The sequence below is a fragment of the Pontiella sulfatireligans genome (assembly GCF_900890705.1).
Lineage (GTDB): Bacteria > Verrucomicrobiota > Kiritimatiellia > Kiritimatiellales > Pontiellaceae > Pontiella > Pontiella sulfatireligans.
This window is the reverse complement of the sequence record NZ_CAAHFH010000002.1, coordinates 1,161,699-1,180,646: the sequence shown is the minus strand read 5'-3', so window position 1 is coordinate 1,180,646 and position 18,948 is coordinate 1,161,699. Positions and strand designations below refer to the sequence as shown.

The window sequence follows — 18,948 nt, the reverse complement described above, 5'->3', positions numbered from 1 at the left end:
TGAAAACGGCGGACATCGTTCCGCCGTTTTTTGTTGTTCGGACTCGTGCTTTGAGTCTATCTTCTGCGCAACTTAGGGAAGGGGATGTGGTATGAGATGTCCGAAATGTGAAGGCAGGGAAAACCGGGTGATCGACAGCCGGGAAGTTCGCAATGGCGATGCCATCCGCCGGCGGCGCGTCTGCGTGGGCTGCGGCCACCGCTTCACAACCTACGAGGAAATCCAACGCGCCCTGCTGCAGGTGACCAAGCGAGACGGCCGGCGGGAAGAGCTCAGCCGCGACAAGCTGGCGAAGAGCCTCAACATCGCCTGCCGTAAAAGGCACATCAGCGTCGAGCAGATCGAGCGGTTGTGCGATGCCATCATCTTGGAAACCGAATCGGAATTCGAAAAGGAAGTCCCGAGCATGATGTTGGGGAAAAAAGTCATGACGGCACTGGAGAAGCTCGATGAGGTGGCCTACATCCGCTACGCCTCCGTCTACCGCCGCTTTCGCGACGCCGGCCAGTTTATGAACGAGGTTGAGCGCCTCATCGGACGCGAATGAGAACGGCCGGGTTTCAACCCATAGAACGGCAGGATGCCTGGGCCATGCACCTGCAGGATGTTTTCCTTTCGCTGGGAATCCCGTCGGGGCCGATGGCGGACAACATTGCGGCGAGTGTGGCCATGTACTGTCGCGAATTTCATCCGCAGGGGGTGCAACGCTCCGATCTGATGCTGCTGATTGCCCGCGCATTCTGCGCCGTGAACGACCGGGCGGCGGCGGAGCGGGTGCTCAGCTCCATGCGCCCCCACCGCCTGCACGTGGTCCGCTGGCTGGAGATTCTTTCCGAGCTTCACCACTTTCCCGGACTGCTGCCCTATTTCTCGGCCGGCGTCATCCGCCCGGCGGACTGGGCGGGCGCACAGCTCGACCGCATGTGGACGCTCGACTTCGGCCGCCTTGTGCTTTCCGATGCCGAGCGGCATGAGATGATGCTTTACCGGTCCATTCGCACCATCATCGACAACATGTGCTGCTTTTGGGACGCCACCGGCGGGGAAGGCGTGCTGGGGCTCAAAGGCTTGGCCTCGCTTAATGTTGAGCAGGGGTCGCGTGCAAGCGCCACCCTCACGGCCTCCGACGATCTGCTCGGCTACGTGGCTGATCTGCTTGAACAGGCAAAAGAGAAGCGTGGCTGGCGCGCGGCGCCTTCGCTTTTGAGTTTGGATTTATAGAATTTAGCGGAATTGGATTTAAAGATGATTGGTTCGTTCAAGGAGATGGATAAAAAGCGGCAGGCCTTCGATGCGGAGCGGCCTGCGCCGACGTTCACGCACCCGGTTTTCAAGTCGTCGCTGCTACCGCTTTTTGGAAGCATCATGAGCGGGGTGTTTCTGGCGCTCGCCTTTCCGGGATTTGGAAAAACTACGCTGGTTTTTGCGGCGCTGGTGCCGTTGATGTTTGCCGTGCAGTCGGCTTCGGCAAAGAAGGCGGCGGGACTGGGGCTGCTGTGCGGGTTTGTCTTTTTCATAATGTCGCTCGGGTGGCTCCGCAATCTCACCGGCATGGTTGAAGGGGCGGGCCTCAAGGCCAGCGCGCTGCTCGGTTATGTCGTGCTGGCGCTCTACTGCGCGCTCTACGTTGTTCCTTTTACTCTTGCTGTTGCGTTCGGGGTGAAGCAGTGGGCCGGCAGTAATTTATGGAAAAACCTCCGCTTCATGTTTGCCGTTTCGATGGTGTGGACGGGCGCGGAATATTTGCGGGGCCTCCTCTTCACCGGCTTCCCGTGGAATCCGCTCGGCGTCACCCAGTATGCGAATACGACCATTATCCAGCTGGCGGAGTGGGGCGGGGTCCACCTGATCTCCGCATTCATCGTCTGGATGAATGCGGCGGTGTTCATCACGCTGCGCCAATACACCCACGGCTCGCGGATGAAGCGGTACCGGCCGCACTTCGAACTAATGCTCGGGATTGCGCCGCTCGCGCTCTCCATCGCCTACGGCATGAACGTGCTGTTCAATGTTCCCGAGTACTACGACTCCGTTAATGTCGCCTTGATCCAGCCGAACATTGAGCAGACGGAAAAATGGGACGCCGCCAAAGACCGGGAGATCCTCGATACGCTCGAAGAGCTCACCAGCGCGGCCGTGCGGCTCGGCACCACCGACCTGGTCATCTGGCCGGAAACCGCCTTGCCCGATCCCGTGCGGCTGAGCCGCTCGTGCTCGGCGCTGGTTGAACGCATGAGCAGCCATGGCATTCCGCTGCTGGCGGGCAGCATGGATTTCGATACTTCCGGCGCCGCGCCCGTTTGGTACAACAGCTCCATTCTTTTCGGCACCAACGGGACCTTCTTGGCCACATACAACAAGCAGCATTTGGTGCCCTTCGGCGAATACGTTCCGTTTCCGAGTTTCATGCGCAAGTTCACGCCCATCGAAATGGACTTTGGCATGGGCGATGAAAGCACTGTTATGCCGCTTCGGGGCGAGGCCTCTTTTTCCGTGTTGATCTGTTTCGAAGACACCGTGGCGCCACTGGCCGTCAAGGCGGTGCGCGCCGGTGCGCGCTGGCTCGTGAGTCAATCCAACGACGCTTGGTTCGATCCTTCCGCACAATCCGAACAGCACCTCGCTCATGCGGTTTTCCGCTGCGTGGAAAACCGCATTCCCATGGCCCGCTGCTGCAACACCGGCGTGAGCTGCACCATCGATGCCTACGGAAGCATGCAGCGCAATCTGGCAGTGCGGACCAAGGGCTTTACCGTCGGCGCATTGCAACCGCGCCCCGTCGGCCTTGAGCAAACCTTCTACACCCGCAGCGGCAACGCCTTTGCGAAAGTGGCTCTCCTGGCCGGCGCCACCGTTTTGTTTGTGCTTCGCTCCCTGAACCGCAAAAAACGGAAGAAAAATGTGCAGGATGCCGAATAGATTAGCCGCAAAACTTCTGCTCGTCGCATTTCTGGCCGTCGCGAATGCTGGGGCCTCCGTTTCGCTGTCGAATGTTGCTGTCTCCCAGCGCGAGGGAACCAAGCTCGTCGATATTTTTTATGATGCCGATAACTCAAACGACGATGCCGTTTTTGTTTCCGTAATTGTTTCCAACAGCACATCGGAAATAACGGATGCATCCTTCGAGGGCGATATCGGCAACGAAGTGCCCGAAGGCGCCGGCCTGCACATTGTCTGGAACGGCGGCGCCGATCTCGGCGACGAACTCTTCCCCGACCTGTCCATTACGCTGCAGGTTTCTGCATCGGGAGGCGAAGGCATGGTGCTCGTTCCCGCCGGCAGCAACAGCGGCACCGATCCCGACTTTGGCTGGTATAACCTCACTGTTGATGCCTTCTACATGGATGCCACCGAAGTCACCAAAGCCGAGTGGAATGTGGTTGCCGAGACCACCACCACGGTCAGTTCCGGTAGCGGTGCAGGTGTTGGGTCAAGTCATCCCGTTCAGGATATCACATGGGTCGAGGCGATAAAGTGGTGCAATGCGCGCAGTCTTCAGGATGGACTGGATGCGTGCTACAATATAAACAATTCGAGCTGTAATTTCAGCGCAGACGGATATCGGCTTCCAACGGATGATGAATGGGAATATGCCGCGCGTGGCGGCATGCAGGGCCAGCGGTTTCCTTGGGGGAGCAGTATTGCGCATTATGATGCTAACTATTTGAGCGAGCAAGTAGACTACTATGATGTGAGCGACACAGAAGGCTATCATCCTGATTATGAGCGATCGAGTTATCCCTTCACCAGTCCGGCAGGCTCTTTCGATCCTGACAACTATGGTCTTTACGATATGGCAGGCAATGTGTGGGAATGGTGCTGGAATAGTATTGGCGCGGGAAAAAGCCGACGGGGGGGAAGCTGGGCCAGCGTGGCTTTTTACCTGCAGGCTGGGTATAAGGATGATCTCACGAACGTAGAATCGCCGTATACCGATAATTACTATGTTGGTTTCCGCACAGTACGTAATGCCGAGGCAGGGGCGTCTGCGACGACAAACATGGTCTTCGATGCTCGCAATTATACCCTGAGCGTTGTTTCCGCCTTCGGCGCGCCGGTGCCTGTGGCTGGAGCAACCGTCTTGGCCTGGAGGGCCGCAGTCACCTGCTCCGTCGAGTCGGCCGTCAATGAAGGAGGCACGAACTACACCTGCATTGGTTGGACGGGAGCCGGCAGCGTTCCGGCAACCGGCAGCTCCAATGCCGCAATGGTTGTCCTGAGTGAGCTGGCTTCCTCCATCGTTTGGAACTGGGCCTCGGACGACACCGACCTCGACGGCATGGACGACGATTGGGAAACCGATTTCTTCGGCGATCTCGGCCAGTCCGCCACCAACGACTATGACTTTGACGGGCAGGACAACCTTTCCGAATACATTGCCGGCACCATTCCCACCAATTCCGCTTCGCTGTTCGAGCTATACGGCGAACCCGGAGGAGAGGGCTTTGTGGTTCACTGGCCCGGCGCCTCCAACCGCACTTACAACGTCTATTCGACGCCGGATCTGGTCTATATAAATTTTAAGCCCTTGGAAACCAACATTGCCTTCCCCCGTAGTTCCGCCACCTCCGCGGTTTCCTCTGCCGGCTTCTTCCGAGTAGACGTCAGCAAGTAGCCGCGCCTCCCGAAAAAAGAAACGACTCGCGTTTTGGCGCGATGGGTTGATCTGATAAAAACTTATTTTAAGTTGGAGCTATAGGAGGCCGCCCATGAATGAATTGAAACCGATTGACCCGTTGATCCTTGTCGTGCGTGGCCAGCGCGTGATCCTCGATGCTGACTTGGCTCAGGTTTACGGGGTGCAAACCAAGGTACTGAACCAAGCTGTTAAAAGAAATTCTGGCCGCTTTCCCGAGGATTTCATGTTCCGTCTTAACGATGCCGAGAAAACTGAGGTGGTCACAATTTGTGACCACCTCCAAAAGCTCAAGTTTTCGCCACAATTGCCAGCTGCTTTTACAGAACATGGAGCGATGATGGCCGCTATGGTGCTGAACAGTCCGGAGGCGGTGGCGATGAGCGTGTTTGTGGTTCGGGCGTTTGTCCAGATGCGCGAACGGCTGGCGGCCAATGCGGAGATTCTCAAGCGGCTGGCGGAAATCGACAAGACCCTGCTGGAGCATGACGAGGCGCTCGGCGCGATCTGGCGGCATCTCCAGCCCTTGCTCGAACCGCCTTCCGTTCCGCTGAAGCGTAAGATTGGTTTTGATGGCTAACGGAGCAGGATGCTTCGTCTGCAACGGGGCGCTTTTTTTGCACTGCGGGGTTTGGCATCGGGGCGCCTTGGTCTATATTCCCTAATTCCACTGCTGAAAACTTCGCCTGAGGGCAGGCGGGTGCATGTAGGCCCGGTCCCCGACCGGGCGTTAGGGACGATTTGATGACCAACGAAGAACTGAAAGCAAAGATTGCGAGTTTCCGGGAGCAGCTCTCCGAGATGGAGGGCTACCTTGATATTGTCGCCAAGCGCGTCGAGCAGGCTAAGCTCGAAGCGGTGGCGGCCGAACCGGATTTTTGGAACGACCAAAACAAGGCGCAGGCAAATATTGCCGCCTCCAAGGCGCTCAAGCTGGTGCTCGGTCCTTTCGAGGCGATTGGGTCAAGCCTCGACGACGCCGAAGTGATGTTGGAGCTGGCCGAGGCTGGAGAAGACGAGGCGCTGGCCGAAGCCGCCTCCGAAATCAAAAAGGTCGAGAGCGGCTTCCGATCGCTGGAAATGCAGTCGCTGCTCGGTGGCGAGTTCGATGCCAACGGCGCCTATCTCACGCTGCACGCCGGTGCGGGCGGCACGGAAAGCTGCGATTGGGCGGATATGCTCTACCGCATGTTTAACCGCTATGCTGAGCGCAAGGAATTCAAAGCCCAGATTATGGACTATCAGGCTGGGGAAGAGGCGGGCATCAAGAGCGTGACGCTGCTGATCAGCGGCGCTTATGCCTATGGCCTGCTCAAATCCGAGCGAGGGGTGCACCGCCTCGTGCGCATCAGCCCGTTCGACTCGCAGTCGCGCCGGCACACCTCTTTTGCGGCGGTGGATGTTACGCCGGAGATCGACGACGACATTCAAATTGATATTGTCGAGTCGGATCTGCGCATCGACACCTATCGCGCGCAGGGGGCAGGCGGGCAGCACGTCAACACGACCGACTCCGCCGTGCGCATCGTCCACTTGCCGACCGGCACGGTGGTGCAGTGCCAGGCCGAGCGCTCGCAGCATAAGAATAAAGCCGCCGCCATGAAGATGCTTAAGGCGCGACTCTATGAACACGAGCAAGACAAAAAGCGCAAGGCCGTCGAGCAGCTTTACGGCGACAAGGGCGAAATCGCCTGGGGTTCGCAGATCCGCTCCTACGTTCTGCAGCCCTACACCCAGGTCAAAGACCACCGCACCGACGAGGTCGTCGGCAACGCCGCCGGCGTGCTGGACGGCAACATTGATCCCTTCATCGAAGCCTATTTGAAGAAGAACAGATAATGAGCATTCTCGAACAGATTTGTGCGGATAAGCGCGTAGAAGTTGCGGCGCGCAAAGAAATCCAGACCTTGGGGGATTTGCAGGCGCGGCTGCCGGCCATCGAGAAGCGTCCGGATTTTGTGAAGGCGCTGCGCGCCACGCCGATGGGGTTGATTGCCGAAGTGAAGCGCCGGTCGCCGTCGGCCGGGCTGATCCGCGATCCGTTTGATCCGGCGGCGATTGCCCAAGGCTACGAGGCCAATGGGGCAAGCGCGGTTTCGTGCCTGATGGACCATAAATATTTCGGCGGCGGCGACGACGATTTCTGTGCTGTTCGCGGGGCCGTCGGCATTCCGATGCTCTATAAAGAATTCGTAGTCGATTCCTGGCAGATTGCCCACGCCAAGACGATGGGCGCTTCGGCGGTGTTGCTGATTGTCGGTGCACTGACCGACAAGGAGCTGGTTTCGTTCATTGCGGAAATCAAGGCTTTGGAGCTCCAGCCTCTGGTGGAAGTGCACGATCGCGAGGAAATGCTGCGCGCCATCGATGCGGGAACGGACTGCATCGGGATCAACAACCGCAACCTGAAAACCTTCGTGACCACATTGGACACCACGTTTGAGCTGGCCGTTATGGCGCCGGCAGGATGCACGCTCGTCAGCGAGAGCGGCATTAAGACGCCGGAAGACGTGGTCGAACTCAAGCTGGCGGGTGCGCATGCCATTTTAGTGGGCGAAAGCCTGCTGCGTGAGCCGGCACCCGGCGAGGCGGCCGCACATTTGCTTAGTTTGATTTAGCCTTCTTTTTTCTTTATATAGCATTGGCAATAATGCAAGATTTCCATCCTCTGGAAATGCAAGGATCATTGAGTTGAAAGCGGATAGGTTCATTACATTGGATATCAACGAAGAGGGCATACGCCTTGCTTCGTTTGTTCGCCATGGTCCCGGGCGGCTGGAGCTGTCCGTTCATGGCTATGCGGCGTTCGCTTCCGGCTCCGGTTCAGGAATGACTCACGAGGCGGTGGTGGCCACTACGCTCAAGCGCCTGCTCGACGAAACCGGTGTCCGCGCTCGAAAGGCGCGCATTGCAGTCGATGGAAAGTCGGTTTTTTCGAGGGTGGTCAAACTTCCCCCTGTTGCACCGGAAAAACAGGCGCAAACCATACGGCACGAAGCGGTGCAGAATATTCCGTTCCCTATTGATGAAGTGGTATGGGATTTCCATGTTTTTGATCCGGCGGCGGCTGAGTTGGAGGTGTTGCTGGTGGCGGCCAAATCCGGGCTGGCGGAGGGTTTGGTGCTTGCAACGGCCGCCAACGGACTGGCGGTTGAGGCGGTCGGCGCGGCGCCGGCGGCGCTGGCCAACGCGGTGCGCTGCGGCTATCCGGAGTTGACGGAGCCGCTGCTGCTGGCCGACTTTGGCGCGGAGTCAACGAATTTGGTTTTCATCGACGGCCCCCGGATGTTTTTCCGCACGCTGTCTGTCGCTGGAAGCGCGATGCCCCGGTTGCTGCAGGAGGTGGAGCGTTCGATTGCTTTTTTCCGCACGCAGCAGAACGGAAGCGCCCCGCAGCGGGTTTTGCTGTCCGGAGGCGAGGGCGACCCGGACGAAATCGGCAGCCGGCTCGGCCTGCCGGTGGAGATTTTCGACCCGCTTCGGAAGATTGAGCACGACGGAACGGTGGCCGACAGCGCATGCTTTGGAGTGCTGGCCGGCCTGGCTATGCAGGACGCTGCGCCGACGGCGGTGCAGCTTGACCTTGCCCCTGAATCGCTGAGGCGAGAGCGCATCATGCGGCGGCGCCGTCCGCTGCAGGTTGCTTGCGTAGCCATCGCGGCGCTGACTGGCTTGGTATGGCTGGCGGGGTGGCGCCAAACCGCGGCGCTGGCCGGACAGGAAGCCGGCGAGCTCAGTGCATGCATTAAAACGCTGGAAAAAGCGGAGCGCCGGCTCGTGCCGCTGGAAGCCCGCATGGCTGAGCTGGAGAGCCGCGCTGCGGTGTATCAGGAGGCGGTTGCCCGGAGAATATTTTGGCTTAAAGCGCTGGCGGAGCTTCGCGAGCGGTTGCCGGACGGCATGTTTGTGGTCGAAAGCGAAGCCTTGCGCAACGGCCGGTCGGTTTCTGGGATGCGCATTACAGTGGCGAGTTATTTGGACAAGGAACCGGAAGGAGGGGACGCTGTTGTCGTGTTGCGCGACAGCCTGCGCGAAAGCACGCTGTTCAACGATGAATCGCGGGTGTTCAAGCGTCCGACCAAGCGGCTTTTTTTCCGCAGCTTTGTTTTGGATCTATTCTTTAGGGAGCCGTTGTCTCAATGAACCTGAAGAACAACCTGCTGCGAAGAACCGGCATCGGCGTGTGTGCGGCTATGCTGCTGGCCGAAGCGACGCTTCTTGTTGTGGCCCGCGTGGAGCTGGGACGCCAAAGTGCGGTGCTTAAGCGCAATAGCCACCGACTTTCGGCGCTGCATGCCCGGGCGCCTTTTCCTTCGCCGGACAATGTTGCGCGCATGGAAAAATCCCTCGAGCGCCTAGAGTACCAGGTCGGCGAGCTGGCGGCGGCGGCCATGCGCGATCCGTTCCCGCAAGAGGCTGTTGAGGCGGCCGATTTCTCCGCACGGGCGCAGGGAGTGATCGAGCGCTTTCAAGCGCGGGCGCAACGGGCGGGCGTAACGCTTCCGGCGAGCCTGGAGGTTGGCTTTTCACAGTATGCCAGTGGCGGGGCGGTTCCCGACGTTAAGCATTTACCCCGACTCTCCCGGCAACTTTACTCGACTGACCGGGTGGCCGATGTGCTCGTGCGCGGCGGCGTGACGTCGATTGAATCGCTCTCGCGAGATGTGTTTGAAGTGCAGGCCGGTCCAGAGGAAATGTCAGGGCGCCGGCCACGCCGGGGCGAGGCGCCGCCACCGACGCCGATGAAGAAGGGGATGGCGGCGTCGGCCACACATCCTGACGGCTTGTATATGATCGAACGCATTGGAGTTGCTTTTACGGCGGGGGAAGACGAGGTGTGGCGCGTGCTCGATCTTTTTGCCTCGGCTTCGCGCTTCATGGCGGTCGCCGGATTTTCACACCAGACGCAGGCTGGCATCCTTTCCTATAATCCCGAGGAGTTGATGCAGGGCGGGGCGGTGGATGACGAAACCCTGCGCTATCTTTCCGAAGGGATTTTGGTCGGGAAAAAGGCGCTGTCGCGTTCCGAGCGCATCATTGCGGGCAACGAACCGATCCGGGTGGAGCTTTTGGTGGATGTTTATAATTTCATACGGGAAGAAGACAGGGAGGGGACGCGGTGAAAAAACTGCCGTTTGGAAAGGAAGGAATCCTTCTTTCGCTGCTGCTTGCCGGTTTGGCGGTTTCGGTGGTGCTGGCGGTCCGGCAGGTGTCCGCTTCCCGCAACCGTCTGTCCGCCCGCGCATGGGCGCTTCCGGCTCAAGAGCGCCCGCCGCCGGTTTTGGATTTCGAGGCCTTGGCGGCTTCGGTGCAGGCGGCGGAGCATCCGTTCCAGACTGCGCCCGACGGGCGCGGCCTGCTGGCCAGCGAGGTGCGCGTGGCGGCGGTCGGAAGCGCCTATCCCATTCCCTACGAAGCCGAGGTGTGCCCGTATTCCAAGATTCCGCAGCCGTCGATGAATCAGCTCGACCGCGACGCCGACGGCATTACCGACGACTGGGAGCTGCTGTATGGGCTCGACAAGTACAGCGCGGCTGACGCGGCAGGCGACCTTGACGGGGACGGCTTTACGAACCTTGAGGAATTCGTTGGCGGCACCGGCCCCAATGCGCCTCTGTCGCATCCGCCCTATGCGCTGAAACTGCGTTTTGTGGAAAGAAAAGAAATTCCGTTTCCGATGGTTTATCAAGGTTTCAGCGAGCTTCCGGGCAACCGGCGGGTCTTTCAGCTCAATACTCCAGCGGATGGGAAGACCCATTTCAGGGCCTTGGGAGAAAGTGCGGAAGGATTTGTTTTGCAACGGTTTATTCCAGCCGAAGGCGAGGTTGCCGGCCGCCTGGTGGTGGTGCGGGGCGACGTGGAGGTGGTCCTCGAAAGGGGGCGGATTGCCGCCGATCCAGAAAGTCAAGCTGAGCTAATTAATATACTTGATCGCTCGAAGGAAATAGTTACTATGGACGCGTTATTATCTTTGCGTGATGACGAGTACATGGTTCTAGGTGTGTATCCGGACAAGGTTACGGTGAAGCATCTGGAAACAGGAAAAATGTACGACATTGTTGGTTCGGCCGAAGAGGTGTTGGAAAGCGCTTCGGAGGATTTGTGAAGGGTGATTATTGTTTGTAAATGCTGTCCGTGGACCCTAGTGAACTCACGGGATAGATCAGGCATTACATTAGAAGTAGAGGGGAAGGAAAATGAGTAAAACCTATATCTCGTCTCTTTTGGCCGTCTTTGTGGCTGGAACTCAGATGGTTCATGCCCAGGAAAGCTTGGATGACGTTTTTGCACAGTTGGACAGCGCCCAAGGAACACAGCCGGCTTCGGTTGCTGTCGTTGAGTCGGTCGGAGTGATTGACGAAGGGGATGCAGTCGTTGTGGAATCGGGGGTTGCGGCTGAGTCCGCTGCGCCAGTTGCCGTGGCTCAGGAAGCTGAAGTCACTGTGAGCGACGATCTGTTCTCAAAAGGGGTCGCGCTATATCACGCCGGCGAATATGACCAGGCTGAAGCTGTTTTCGAGGCGATGTTGTCTGAAGACACATATGACCGTCGCGCGATGACTTATCTGCAGCGTACGGCGCAGCGCATCTCCGCCAATGAGGTTCGCAAGCAGAGCGCCACGCGCTCCCAGGCCATGTCGGAAGTCAATGCCGCTTGGAATCCTGAACCAACGAGCACCGCAGCGTCGGTTACTGCTTCCAGCGAAAAGCCCAAGTCCGAGAAGCAGCTGGCTGAAGAAGCCATGGAGGCCCGTTTGAAGGGCATCGTCATCCCGAGTCTCGATTTCCGCGATGCCAACATCAAGGACGTTGTACTCTTCCTTACAGAAACCTGCCGCCGTCTTGATGAGAATGGCGAGGGCGTCAACATCCTCCTTCTTGGAATGGACGATTCAATGGCGGCTGATCAGAACAATATCACGATCTCGATCCGCGACATGAATCTTTATGAAGCGTTGCAGTACATTGTTGAAATGGCCTCGCTCAAGTTTGAAGTAAAGTCGAAGGCTGTTGCCGTTTCTCCGGTCAACTATGTGGCTGAAGTCGACATGGTGCTGAAATCGTTCGATGTCATTCCAGAAGTCGGATCGGAAATGGAATCCATGTCCGGCGGCGACAGTGGCGGCGGTGCTGACGATCTGTTCGGCGACGCTTCTTCCAGCGCCAGCGCGGGCCCTGCGAACGTGCAAGGATTCTTCTCCATTGTTGATTGGCCGACAGGCTCTTCCGCTGTATACCAGCCGAACTTCAGCAAGCTCTTCGTTAAGAACACTCCGAAGAACATCACGTCAATCAGCGACATTCTTGCCGATCTCGAAGACGAAGCGATCAAAAAACGCTCTCAGCAGGTTGAGATTGAAGCCAAGTTTGTTGAGTTCAACGAAGGTGCCCAACAGGAACTTGGTTTTGACTGGACGGTCTACGGCAGCGGCAGTGTTGGCGATTGGAACTTCAGTGACGACCAAACCTACTTCCAGCCGGCGAACGGCTGGTCCACTCCGGGAACGGATGTACAAGGCGGCACAATCTATACCGACCCGGTTAGTGGCCAGCAGGTCATTACGCCGAAGTACCAAAACGATGGTTCAACACGTCCGGGACAGAGCGTGTTTGCTGGCGCTCAGCGCACCGCTTCGACGGCATTTGAAACCCTGCAGTCTGGGATCCTGTCTACCATGGGCGGAGACCCGTCCAGCATGTTCTTCTCTTCCGATAATGTTGATCTCGAGATCAGCGCGTTGGAGCAGGAAGGCACCGCGGATGTTCTCTCGGCTCCGAAGGTAACCACCAAAAGCGGCACCGAAGCCATCATCCGCGTGGTGGAAGTCCACCGCTACCCGCAGGACTACGACGTGGAAACCGGACAGCGCACCGCTCCGGTAGTCAAGCCTCAGGACTGGGAAAGCTACGACTTGGGTGTGGTTCTTAAGGTACAGCCCATGGTTGATCCGGAAAGCAACACCATCGACCTGCAACTCAGCCCGACCATCATGAAGTTCAAAGGCTGGGATCAATACAAAGTAGGTTCCAACGCTTACGAATCAGGCGGCAACAACCAGTCCGAGCTCTTCGGCGACGGAAGCGCCCTGATTGCTAAGATGCCCTTCTTTGAAACACGCTCCATTGAAACCGAAGTTACGGTTGCCGATGGCAGCACTGTTGTGATGGGCGGTTTGGTAGATGAGCGCAGCGAGACCTTCCGCGATCAGGTTCCTTTCCTGGGAGACTTGCCGTACCTCGGCCGTTTCTTCCGCACCGAAGGATCCCGTTCTTCCAAAAAGAACCTCGTGATCTACGTCAAAGCCACCATGGTTGACGACCACGGAATGACCCGTTCCCAGCGCGAGCTTGCTCGCCAGGCGACAGCTAACTAAGAAGAGTTTGACGCACTTCGAAACCCGCCCTTTTCGGGGCGGGTTTTTTTTTAGCCGCTGTTTTGGTTGGCCAGACCGGAACTCATCCTATATTGGTACCATATTATGAAATTTGTTGCTTTTGATCTCGAAACGACAGGAACTAAACCGCAATCAGACATGATCGTGGAAATCGGTGCGGTGCTTTTTGACGGCGCGACAGCGCTTAAGGGCTTTGGCGCATTGGTTGATCCGGGCATCCCGATTCCCCCCGACGCTTCGGCTGTAAACGGGATTACGGATGATATGCTCCGAGGGAAACCATCCGTGGCTGAAGTTCTCGGCGACTTTGCCGATTTTTGCGGCGACCTGCCTTTGGTGGCCCATAATGCCCCGTTTGATTTCAAATTTTTGATGGAAGATGTGAAGCTGCACCGTTCAGCGGCCCCAAAGGGCATCGTGCTTGATACGCTCCCCTTGGCGCGCAAGGTTTTTCCGGGGCTGCCCAATTACAAGCTGTGGACGCTGGTACGGCATTTTAATTTTCCGAGCGGTACATTCCACCGAGCAGAGGAGGACAGCTCCTACTGCGGGCTGCTGTTCGACAAGATATTCCGGACTTTAGAGATGCGCGGGGAGCCGTGTTCGGAGTCCGATCTGGCCAAAATGTGCGGCAAGGAAGAGATGCGCTTCCCGCAGTTTGCCGCGCAACCCGACCAACTCGATCTCTTCTAGCTTTTTCAACCTAAACAGGATCTCCATGAAAATCGCTTTTTTCAGCACTAAGCCCTATGACCGCAAGTTTTTTGACCTAGCCAATAAAGAATACGGACATGAAATCACCTATTACGAAGGTAAGTTGCGGCGCGAAACGCTCAAGCTTGCCGAGGGCTATGATTGTGCCTGCGTTTTTGTTAATGACCAAGTCGATGCTTCGGTGCTTATTGCATTGGCGGCACAGGGCACTCGGCTGGTGGCTCTTCGCTGCGCCGGGTTCAACAACGTGGATATCGTCAGTGCGAAGGAGCTCGGTATTAATGTGGTGCGGGTTCCGGCTTATTCACCCTATGCGGTGGCCGAACACACAGTCGGCCTGATGCTGGCGTTAAACCGCAAGGTCTACTGGGCGCATTCCCGCGTGCGCGAAGGGAATTTCTCGCTGGATGGATTGCTCGGCTTCGACATGCGCGGCCGCACAGCCGGCATCATTGGAACGGGAAAGATCGGCGAGTGCGTCATCCGCATCCTGAATGGTTTCGGCTGCAAGGTTATCGCCTACGATAAATTTAAAAATCCGGCCTGTGAGGAGCTTGGGGTCGAATATGTTGAGCTGGATGAGTTGTTTGCGCAGTCGGACATCGTCTCGTTGCATTGCCCGCTTTTTAAAGAGACCCATCATTTGATCAACAACGACTCGATTGCGAAGATGAAAAAAGGCGTCATGATCATTAATACCAGTCGCGGTGCATTGATCGACTCCAAGGCTGCGATCGAAGGGCTGAAATCCGAGAAGATCGGCTACCTCGGAATTGACGTCTACGAGGAGGAGGGGCGAATCTTTTTCGAAGACAAAACCTTCGAGATCCTGACCGACGATGTATTCGCCCGCTTAACGACGTTCCCGAATGTGGTGATTACCGGTCACCAGGCCTACTTCACGCAGGAAGCGGTGGCGGCCATTGCGAAGACGACGCTTGAAAACATCAGCGCCTACGAAAACGGCGACGAACTGGTGAATGCCGTTAAGGTTGATTAGAGCATATTGGCAAGAGGCGTGGATTTGATTGAGGGGCCGGATTCCGATCCGGCGTCTTCCGAGCCAAGGGCGCCGGATCGGAATCCGGCCCCACGCCAGTCCAGATCGAAAGCCTGCGGTTTCCCGGGAATTGCTCTAGTCTTCGGGTTCGGCGGGGGAATCCTCTTCCAGTTCCCGCATAATCAGCTCTGCGGGCGTCAGGTATTTCTTGTCGTTGTTGCATTCTTTGCAGCACGGCACGCAGTTGCTCTTAACGCTCTTGCCCCCGCGCACAACGGGAAGGATATGGTCCATCGTCAGCTCCGAAGCAGGAAAGGTTCCTCCGCAATAATGGCAGAGGCCTTTGGCCAGCTCCTGCTTCCACCAGCTGCTTTTGCGAAGCTCCTTTGCTTTGGCGCGCTCGCGCGCCACGTGTTTCGGGTCTTTCTTAATGTCGATCCAATCGTCAGCCACTGACTCTCTCCGGTTTGAAGGACTGGAAGTTAGACGCGCACCAACCGCGAATCAATGAAAAGGTTCATCGGGTGGAAAGATAATTTGCACCTTCTTTGAACGCAGTCTAAATTAGGGCTGTCTTGTGAAGGCGGAGGATGGACAAATGAAAACAGCAATTCCAGTCATAATCATGTTAGCCGCGGTTTTATCGGCGTGCGCGAAAGAGGAGCAAAAGGCAATGGATGCAAACAAGGTGGCCAAGACCAAGACGGAGTGGAAAGAGCAGTTGACGCCGGAGCAGTACCACGTGACCCGCGAGAAGGGCACGGAACGCCCGTACACCGGAAAATACTGGAACAGCAAGGAACTGGGGATCTACTCCTGCGTCTGCTGCGGCACCGATCTGTTCCTCTCGGATACCAAGTTTGATTCCGGTTGCGGCTGGCCGAGCTATTTCACACCGGTGGACGATCAGGTGATTACGGAAAACCGCGACGTTTCAGCAGGCATGGTCCGCACTGAGGTCGTCTGCACCAAGTGCGATGCGCACTTGGGCCACGTGTTCCCGGATGGCCCGCCGCCCACCGGCCTGCGCTACTGCATCAACTCGGCCTCCATCGATTTCCGTAAAATGGATGAGCCAGGCCCGTTGAAGGTGGGTCAGCCGGTTCCGGAGGTTGCGCTGGCCACGGTGGAAGGGCTGCCCTTCGATCTGCGGGCCGCTGCGGCGAAGCAGCCGCTTGTCCTCATTTTCTACCGAGGCGGATGGTGCCCGTACTGCAGCAAACATTTGGGCCAGCTGCAGCAAATCGAGGGTGAATTGCGCGAACTCGGTTTCCGCATCTTGGCGGTCAGCCCCGACCGCCCGGAAAAGCTGAAGGCGACCGCGGATAAAAACGAGCTCTCCTACACCTTGCTCTCCGACGTCTCCATGGCGGCGGCTAAGGCGTTCGGCCTCGCTTTTACGGTAGATGGTGCAACGCTGGAAAAGTATGCCGGCTATGGCATCGACCTCGAAGACGCTTCAGGCCAAGCGCATCACATGCTGCCGGTTCCCGCGGTTTATTTGGTGGGAACCGATGGCCTCATTGATTTTGCCTATTCCAATCCGGACTACAAAACCCGTCTGGCTCCAGAAGATCTTCTGTCCGTCGCCAAAGAGGCTTCCAAGCATTAGATGAGAGTGGCTAAAGGTGTTAAATAATCTTTTGAGTGGAGGTCGTTTCGTGCCATCTTTCCGAAGACGATAAGCTACAAACAGTTTGGAGAGTACGGCATGAGTGATCTTTTTCTTCAATACAACCCTGTGATACAGGCTTTGATTGCAACGCTGTTCACCTGGGGTGTAACCGCTGCCGGCGCGGCGCTGGTTTTTGTTGCGGGGGCGGTCAAACCAAAGATCATGGATTCCATGCTTGGTTTTGCCGCCGGAGTGATGATTGCCGCGAGCTTCTGGTCGCTGTTGGCACCGGGCATCGAGATGGCCGAGCAGCTGGGCCATACCCCGTGGCTGACGGCGGTGATCGGTTTCATGGGTGGCGGTATCTTCATGCGGATCACCGACCGCTTTCTTCCACACCTTCATCTCGGGCTGGCCATAGAACAGTCTGAAGGGGTGAAAACCTCTTGGCAGCGAAGCACTCTGCTGGTGCTTGCCATCACCCTGCACAATATTCCCGAAGGGCTCGCGGTCGGCGTAGCTTTCGGTGCGGTGGCGGCCGGGCTTCCTTCCGCAACGATTGGCAGCGCTATCGCTCTGGCCATCGGCATCGGCATTCAAAACTTTCCGGAAGGCACGGCGGTCTCCATGCCGTTGCGGCGCGAAGGCATGCCGAAATGGAAATGTTTTTTGTATGGCCAGGCGTCCGGCATCGTCGAACCCATCGCTGGAGTGATCGGTGCGGCCTTTGTGATGAAGATGCAGAATATTCTGCCTTATGCGCTCTGCTTTGCCGCCGGCGCCATGATTTTCGTGGTGGTGGAAGAACTCATTCCCGAGTCTCAGCGCAACGAAAAAAACATCGACCTCGTCACGATGGCCACCATGGTTGGTTTTTCCGTGATGATGATTCTCGATGTCGCGCTAGGTTGATCGGGCGGCCGATCCGCCACTCAAGGGTATTGTGTTGGAGGGCGACGCTTTGTCGTCGCCTGCGTGGGCAGAATCCCGCTCAGGGCTGATCGCTCAAAGGCTCAGGGGCGGGGCGCCGGGAGAGGCGGTGTCGAGCACGCCGGAGGCGAGGAGGGCGTCGAGCTCGTCGAGCAGGCGGTTTTTGTCTTTCGGGAAGCGGCCTTCCATCGGCAGAATATTCGATGAATGATTGGCGCGGAAGACGGTGCTTTCGAGTTCCAACCCTTGGATGGTTTGCCTTAACTCTTCCATCGCTTGGTGCTCGGTGAGCTGCGTAAAGGCACTCGACTTTTCTTGGTCGTAAAGTTCGGTTCCGGGAATGGGGATGACGCGCAGCGCGGAAAGCAGGCGTGGCTGCATGCGGTTGAGTGCATCGGCGGTGGCGGCCGCGTGGAGCGTTGAGCTTTTTTGCCCGCCAAGTCCTGTAAGGATCATGACCGATATTTTGAGCCCGGCGGACTGCGCGCGTTGTCCGGCTTCAATCATTTCTTCAGCGGTTTCGCGCTTTTTGACGGCGCGCAGCGTTTCTTCGTGCCCGCTTTCAAGCCCCATGTAGAGCGTACTGAGTTTGAGCGCCCGCAGTTCGCGCAGCTCGGCGTCGCTCTTTTGCAGGATGGAGTGGCCGTTGGCATAGACATTCACCCGCGCCAGCCGGGGAAAGCGCTCGTTCAGCCTTTGGAGCACGGCCTTGAGCTTTTCGAAGGAGAGCGCCATTACGTCGCCGTCGGCCAGAAAAATGCGCTGGGCCTGCGGATAGGTTTTTCTGGCGCCGGCGATTTCGGCGTCCATTTTTTCGACGGACAGAAACCGGCAGGGTACACCCTTGTACATCCCGCAAAAGGTGCATTGGTTCCACGGACAGCCGTCCATGATGCGGATAATCAGGCTATAGGCCTCGGCGGGCGGACGGAAGAGCGTGTGGGAATGATGAACGTCGAACATTGAACTCCTAACTTTGAACTTCGAACACGAAACAGCGAACTTCGAACATTAAACATCGAACGCGGAACTTCGGGCAACGAACACTGAACTTTGAAATTAGAGGCGGCTCTTGGCGGTTTTGATGCTGGAAACAAAAATTCGGATGAGTTCGTCGGTTTCTTTGAGCAGAAAGATGAGGGTTTTATCATCGGGGGAAAGAAGAGGTACGCGCAGAATCAATTTTAGCCAGCGCTCTGATTCCCAGCACGGTTTTTTGGCAACCGCTCGGCCAATCGGATGATTTCTGCAGAATATTCAAGCAGTCGGTCTTCAAAGTCGTACTTCATAGTTCCTTCAATGTCCAATCTTCGATGTTCAGCGTTCAAAGTTCAATGTTCGGAGTTCAAATACTATAATATTGGATGGCCGCTGAGCGCGGGCGGGCCGTCGGTTCGCAGGGGGCGTCCGAGAAAAAGTGGAGGCCGTCCGGCCTGCGCACGATGGCCGTAGTTCCGGCGGCGCCGGCTTTGGGGCGCGCGCTGGTTGAGGCGGCAACGGTGGCCGTGCCGAGCAGGGCCAGAAAAATTCGTCTGTTGAGTTCCATTTTCATAATTATTGTATAAGACCGCGAATTCTAGCGGTCGTTCAGGACGGAGGGAATGATTTTCTTTTTGGATGGCGGGGAAATTAGGCTTTATCTTTTCCGGTCATTGGA

General features: G+C 57.3%; 18 protein-coding genes and 1 pseudogene. 16 read left to right on the top strand and 3 right to left on the bottom strand.

Annotated elements, in window-relative coordinates; translation table 11 throughout:
• Positions 1 to 91: 91 nt before the first annotated feature.
• The 13 genes from nrdR (at position 92) to SCARR_RS17935 (ending at position 14,746) form a co-directional block, all read left to right on the top strand.
• Positions 92 to 547: a transcriptional regulator NrdR gene (nrdR, locus tag SCARR_RS17995; RefSeq protein ID WP_136063043.1), complete on the top strand. Its 456-nt coding sequence runs from the start codon at positions 92 to 94 to the stop codon at positions 545 to 547.
• Complete coding sequence (locus SCARR_RS17990) at positions 544 to 1,221, top strand: hypothetical protein (protein WP_136063042.1); 678 nt, start codon at positions 544 to 546, stop codon at positions 1,219 to 1,221. Before nrdR ends, SCARR_RS17990 begins: the two co-directional genes overlap by 4 nt.
• Before the next feature lie 24 nt (positions 1,222 to 1,245).
• A complete protein-coding gene (lnt, locus tag SCARR_RS17985; RefSeq protein ID WP_136063041.1) occupies positions 1,246 to 2,919 on the top strand; it encodes an apolipoprotein N-acyltransferase in 1,674 nt (557 codons plus the stop codon).
• Positions 2,909 to 4,615: a formylglycine-generating enzyme family protein gene (locus SCARR_RS17980; protein ID WP_168433416.1), complete on the top strand. Its 1,707-nt coding sequence runs from the start codon at positions 2,909 to 2,911 to the stop codon at positions 4,613 to 4,615. The genes lnt and SCARR_RS17980 overlap by 11 nt, the downstream gene beginning before the upstream one ends.
• A gap of 94 nt (positions 4,616 to 4,709) precedes the next feature.
• On the top strand, positions 4,710 to 5,216 hold the full coding sequence (locus SCARR_RS17975; RefSeq protein ID WP_136063039.1) for an ORF6N domain-containing protein: 507 nt from the start codon (positions 4,710 to 4,712) through the stop codon (positions 5,214 to 5,216).
• A 164-nt stretch (positions 5,217 to 5,380) separates the two neighbouring features.
• Positions 5,381 to 6,475, top strand: a complete 1,095-nt coding sequence (gene prfB / locus SCARR_RS17970) for a peptide chain release factor 2 (protein ID WP_136063038.1) — start codon at positions 5,381 to 5,383, stop codon at positions 6,473 to 6,475.
• Positions 6,475 to 7,254, top strand: a complete 780-nt coding sequence (gene trpC / locus SCARR_RS17965; protein WP_136063037.1) for an indole-3-glycerol phosphate synthase TrpC — start codon at positions 6,475 to 6,477, stop codon at positions 7,252 to 7,254. Before prfB ends, trpC begins: the two co-directional genes overlap by 1 nt.
• Positions 7,255 to 7,327: 73 nt before the next feature.
• The gene (gene pilM / locus SCARR_RS17960) at positions 7,328 to 8,779 is read left to right on the top strand and encodes a pilus assembly protein PilM (protein WP_168433415.1); all 1,452 of its coding nucleotides are present in this window, start codon (positions 7,328 to 7,330) and stop codon (positions 8,777 to 8,779) included.
• Entirely contained in the window at positions 8,776 to 9,759 is a 984-nt protein-coding gene (locus SCARR_RS17955) for an Amuc_1100 family pilus-like protein (RefSeq protein WP_136063035.1), read from the top strand. Before pilM ends, SCARR_RS17955 begins: the two co-directional genes overlap by 4 nt.
• Positions 9,756 to 10,742 (top strand): Amuc_1099 family pilus-like system protein, encoded by a 987-nt coding sequence (locus tag SCARR_RS17950; RefSeq protein WP_136063034.1) that lies wholly within the window; start codon positions 9,756 to 9,758, stop codon positions 10,740 to 10,742. The genes SCARR_RS17955 and SCARR_RS17950 overlap by 4 nt, the downstream gene beginning before the upstream one ends.
• Before the next feature lie 91 nt (positions 10,743 to 10,833).
• The gene (locus SCARR_RS17945; protein ID WP_136063033.1) at positions 10,834 to 13,011 is read left to right on the top strand and encodes a type II and III secretion system protein; all 2,178 of its coding nucleotides are present in this window, start codon (positions 10,834 to 10,836) and stop codon (positions 13,009 to 13,011) included.
• Between the two features lie 105 nt (positions 13,012 to 13,116).
• Positions 13,117 to 13,725 carry a 3'-5' exonuclease gene (locus SCARR_RS17940; protein ID WP_136063032.1) on the top strand — a complete coding sequence of 203 codons (609 nt, stop codon included), beginning with the start codon at positions 13,117 to 13,119 and terminating at the stop codon, positions 13,723 to 13,725.
• A gap of 25 nt (positions 13,726 to 13,750) precedes the next feature.
• Entirely contained in the window at positions 13,751 to 14,746 is a 996-nt protein-coding gene (locus SCARR_RS17935; RefSeq protein WP_136063031.1) for a 2-hydroxyacid dehydrogenase, read from the top strand.
• A 135-nt stretch (positions 14,747 to 14,881) separates the two neighbouring features.
• Here the strand turns inward: SCARR_RS17935 and SCARR_RS17930 are convergent, their stop codons facing one another.
• Positions 14,882 to 15,199 (bottom strand): HNH endonuclease, encoded by a 318-nt coding sequence (locus tag SCARR_RS17930; protein WP_136063030.1) that lies wholly within the window; start codon positions 15,197 to 15,199, stop codon positions 14,882 to 14,884.
• Positions 15,200 to 15,419: 220 nt separating this feature from the next.
• On the opposite strand from SCARR_RS17930, the pseudogene msrB reads away from it, so the two are divergent.
• The 3 genes and pseudogenes from msrB to SCARR_RS17920 all read left to right on the top strand — a co-directional run.
• Positions 15,420 to 15,812, top strand: a pseudogene (gene msrB / locus SCARR_RS29340) (peptide-methionine (R)-S-oxide reductase MsrB); the annotation flags it as partial.
• Entirely contained in the window at positions 15,813 to 16,358 is a 546-nt protein-coding gene (locus SCARR_RS29335; RefSeq protein WP_342803702.1) for a peroxiredoxin-like family protein, read from the top strand.
• A 99-nt stretch (positions 16,359 to 16,457) separates the two neighbouring features.
• Positions 16,458 to 17,273: a ZIP family metal transporter gene (locus SCARR_RS17920; RefSeq protein ID WP_136063028.1), complete on the top strand. Its 816-nt coding sequence runs from the start codon at positions 16,458 to 16,460 to the stop codon at positions 17,271 to 17,273.
• Between the two features lie 93 nt (positions 17,274 to 17,366).
• Here SCARR_RS17920 and SCARR_RS17915 read toward each other — a convergent pair whose 3' ends face one another.
• Positions 17,367 to 18,254, bottom strand: a complete 888-nt coding sequence (locus tag SCARR_RS17915; protein ID WP_136063027.1) for a radical SAM protein — start codon at positions 18,252 to 18,254, stop codon at positions 17,367 to 17,369.
• 382 nt (positions 18,255 to 18,636) lie between these two features.
• Complete coding sequence (locus tag SCARR_RS17910) at positions 18,637 to 18,843, bottom strand: hypothetical protein (RefSeq protein ID WP_168433414.1); 207 nt, start codon at positions 18,841 to 18,843, stop codon at positions 18,637 to 18,639.
• Positions 18,844 to 18,948: the final 105 nt, after the last annotated feature.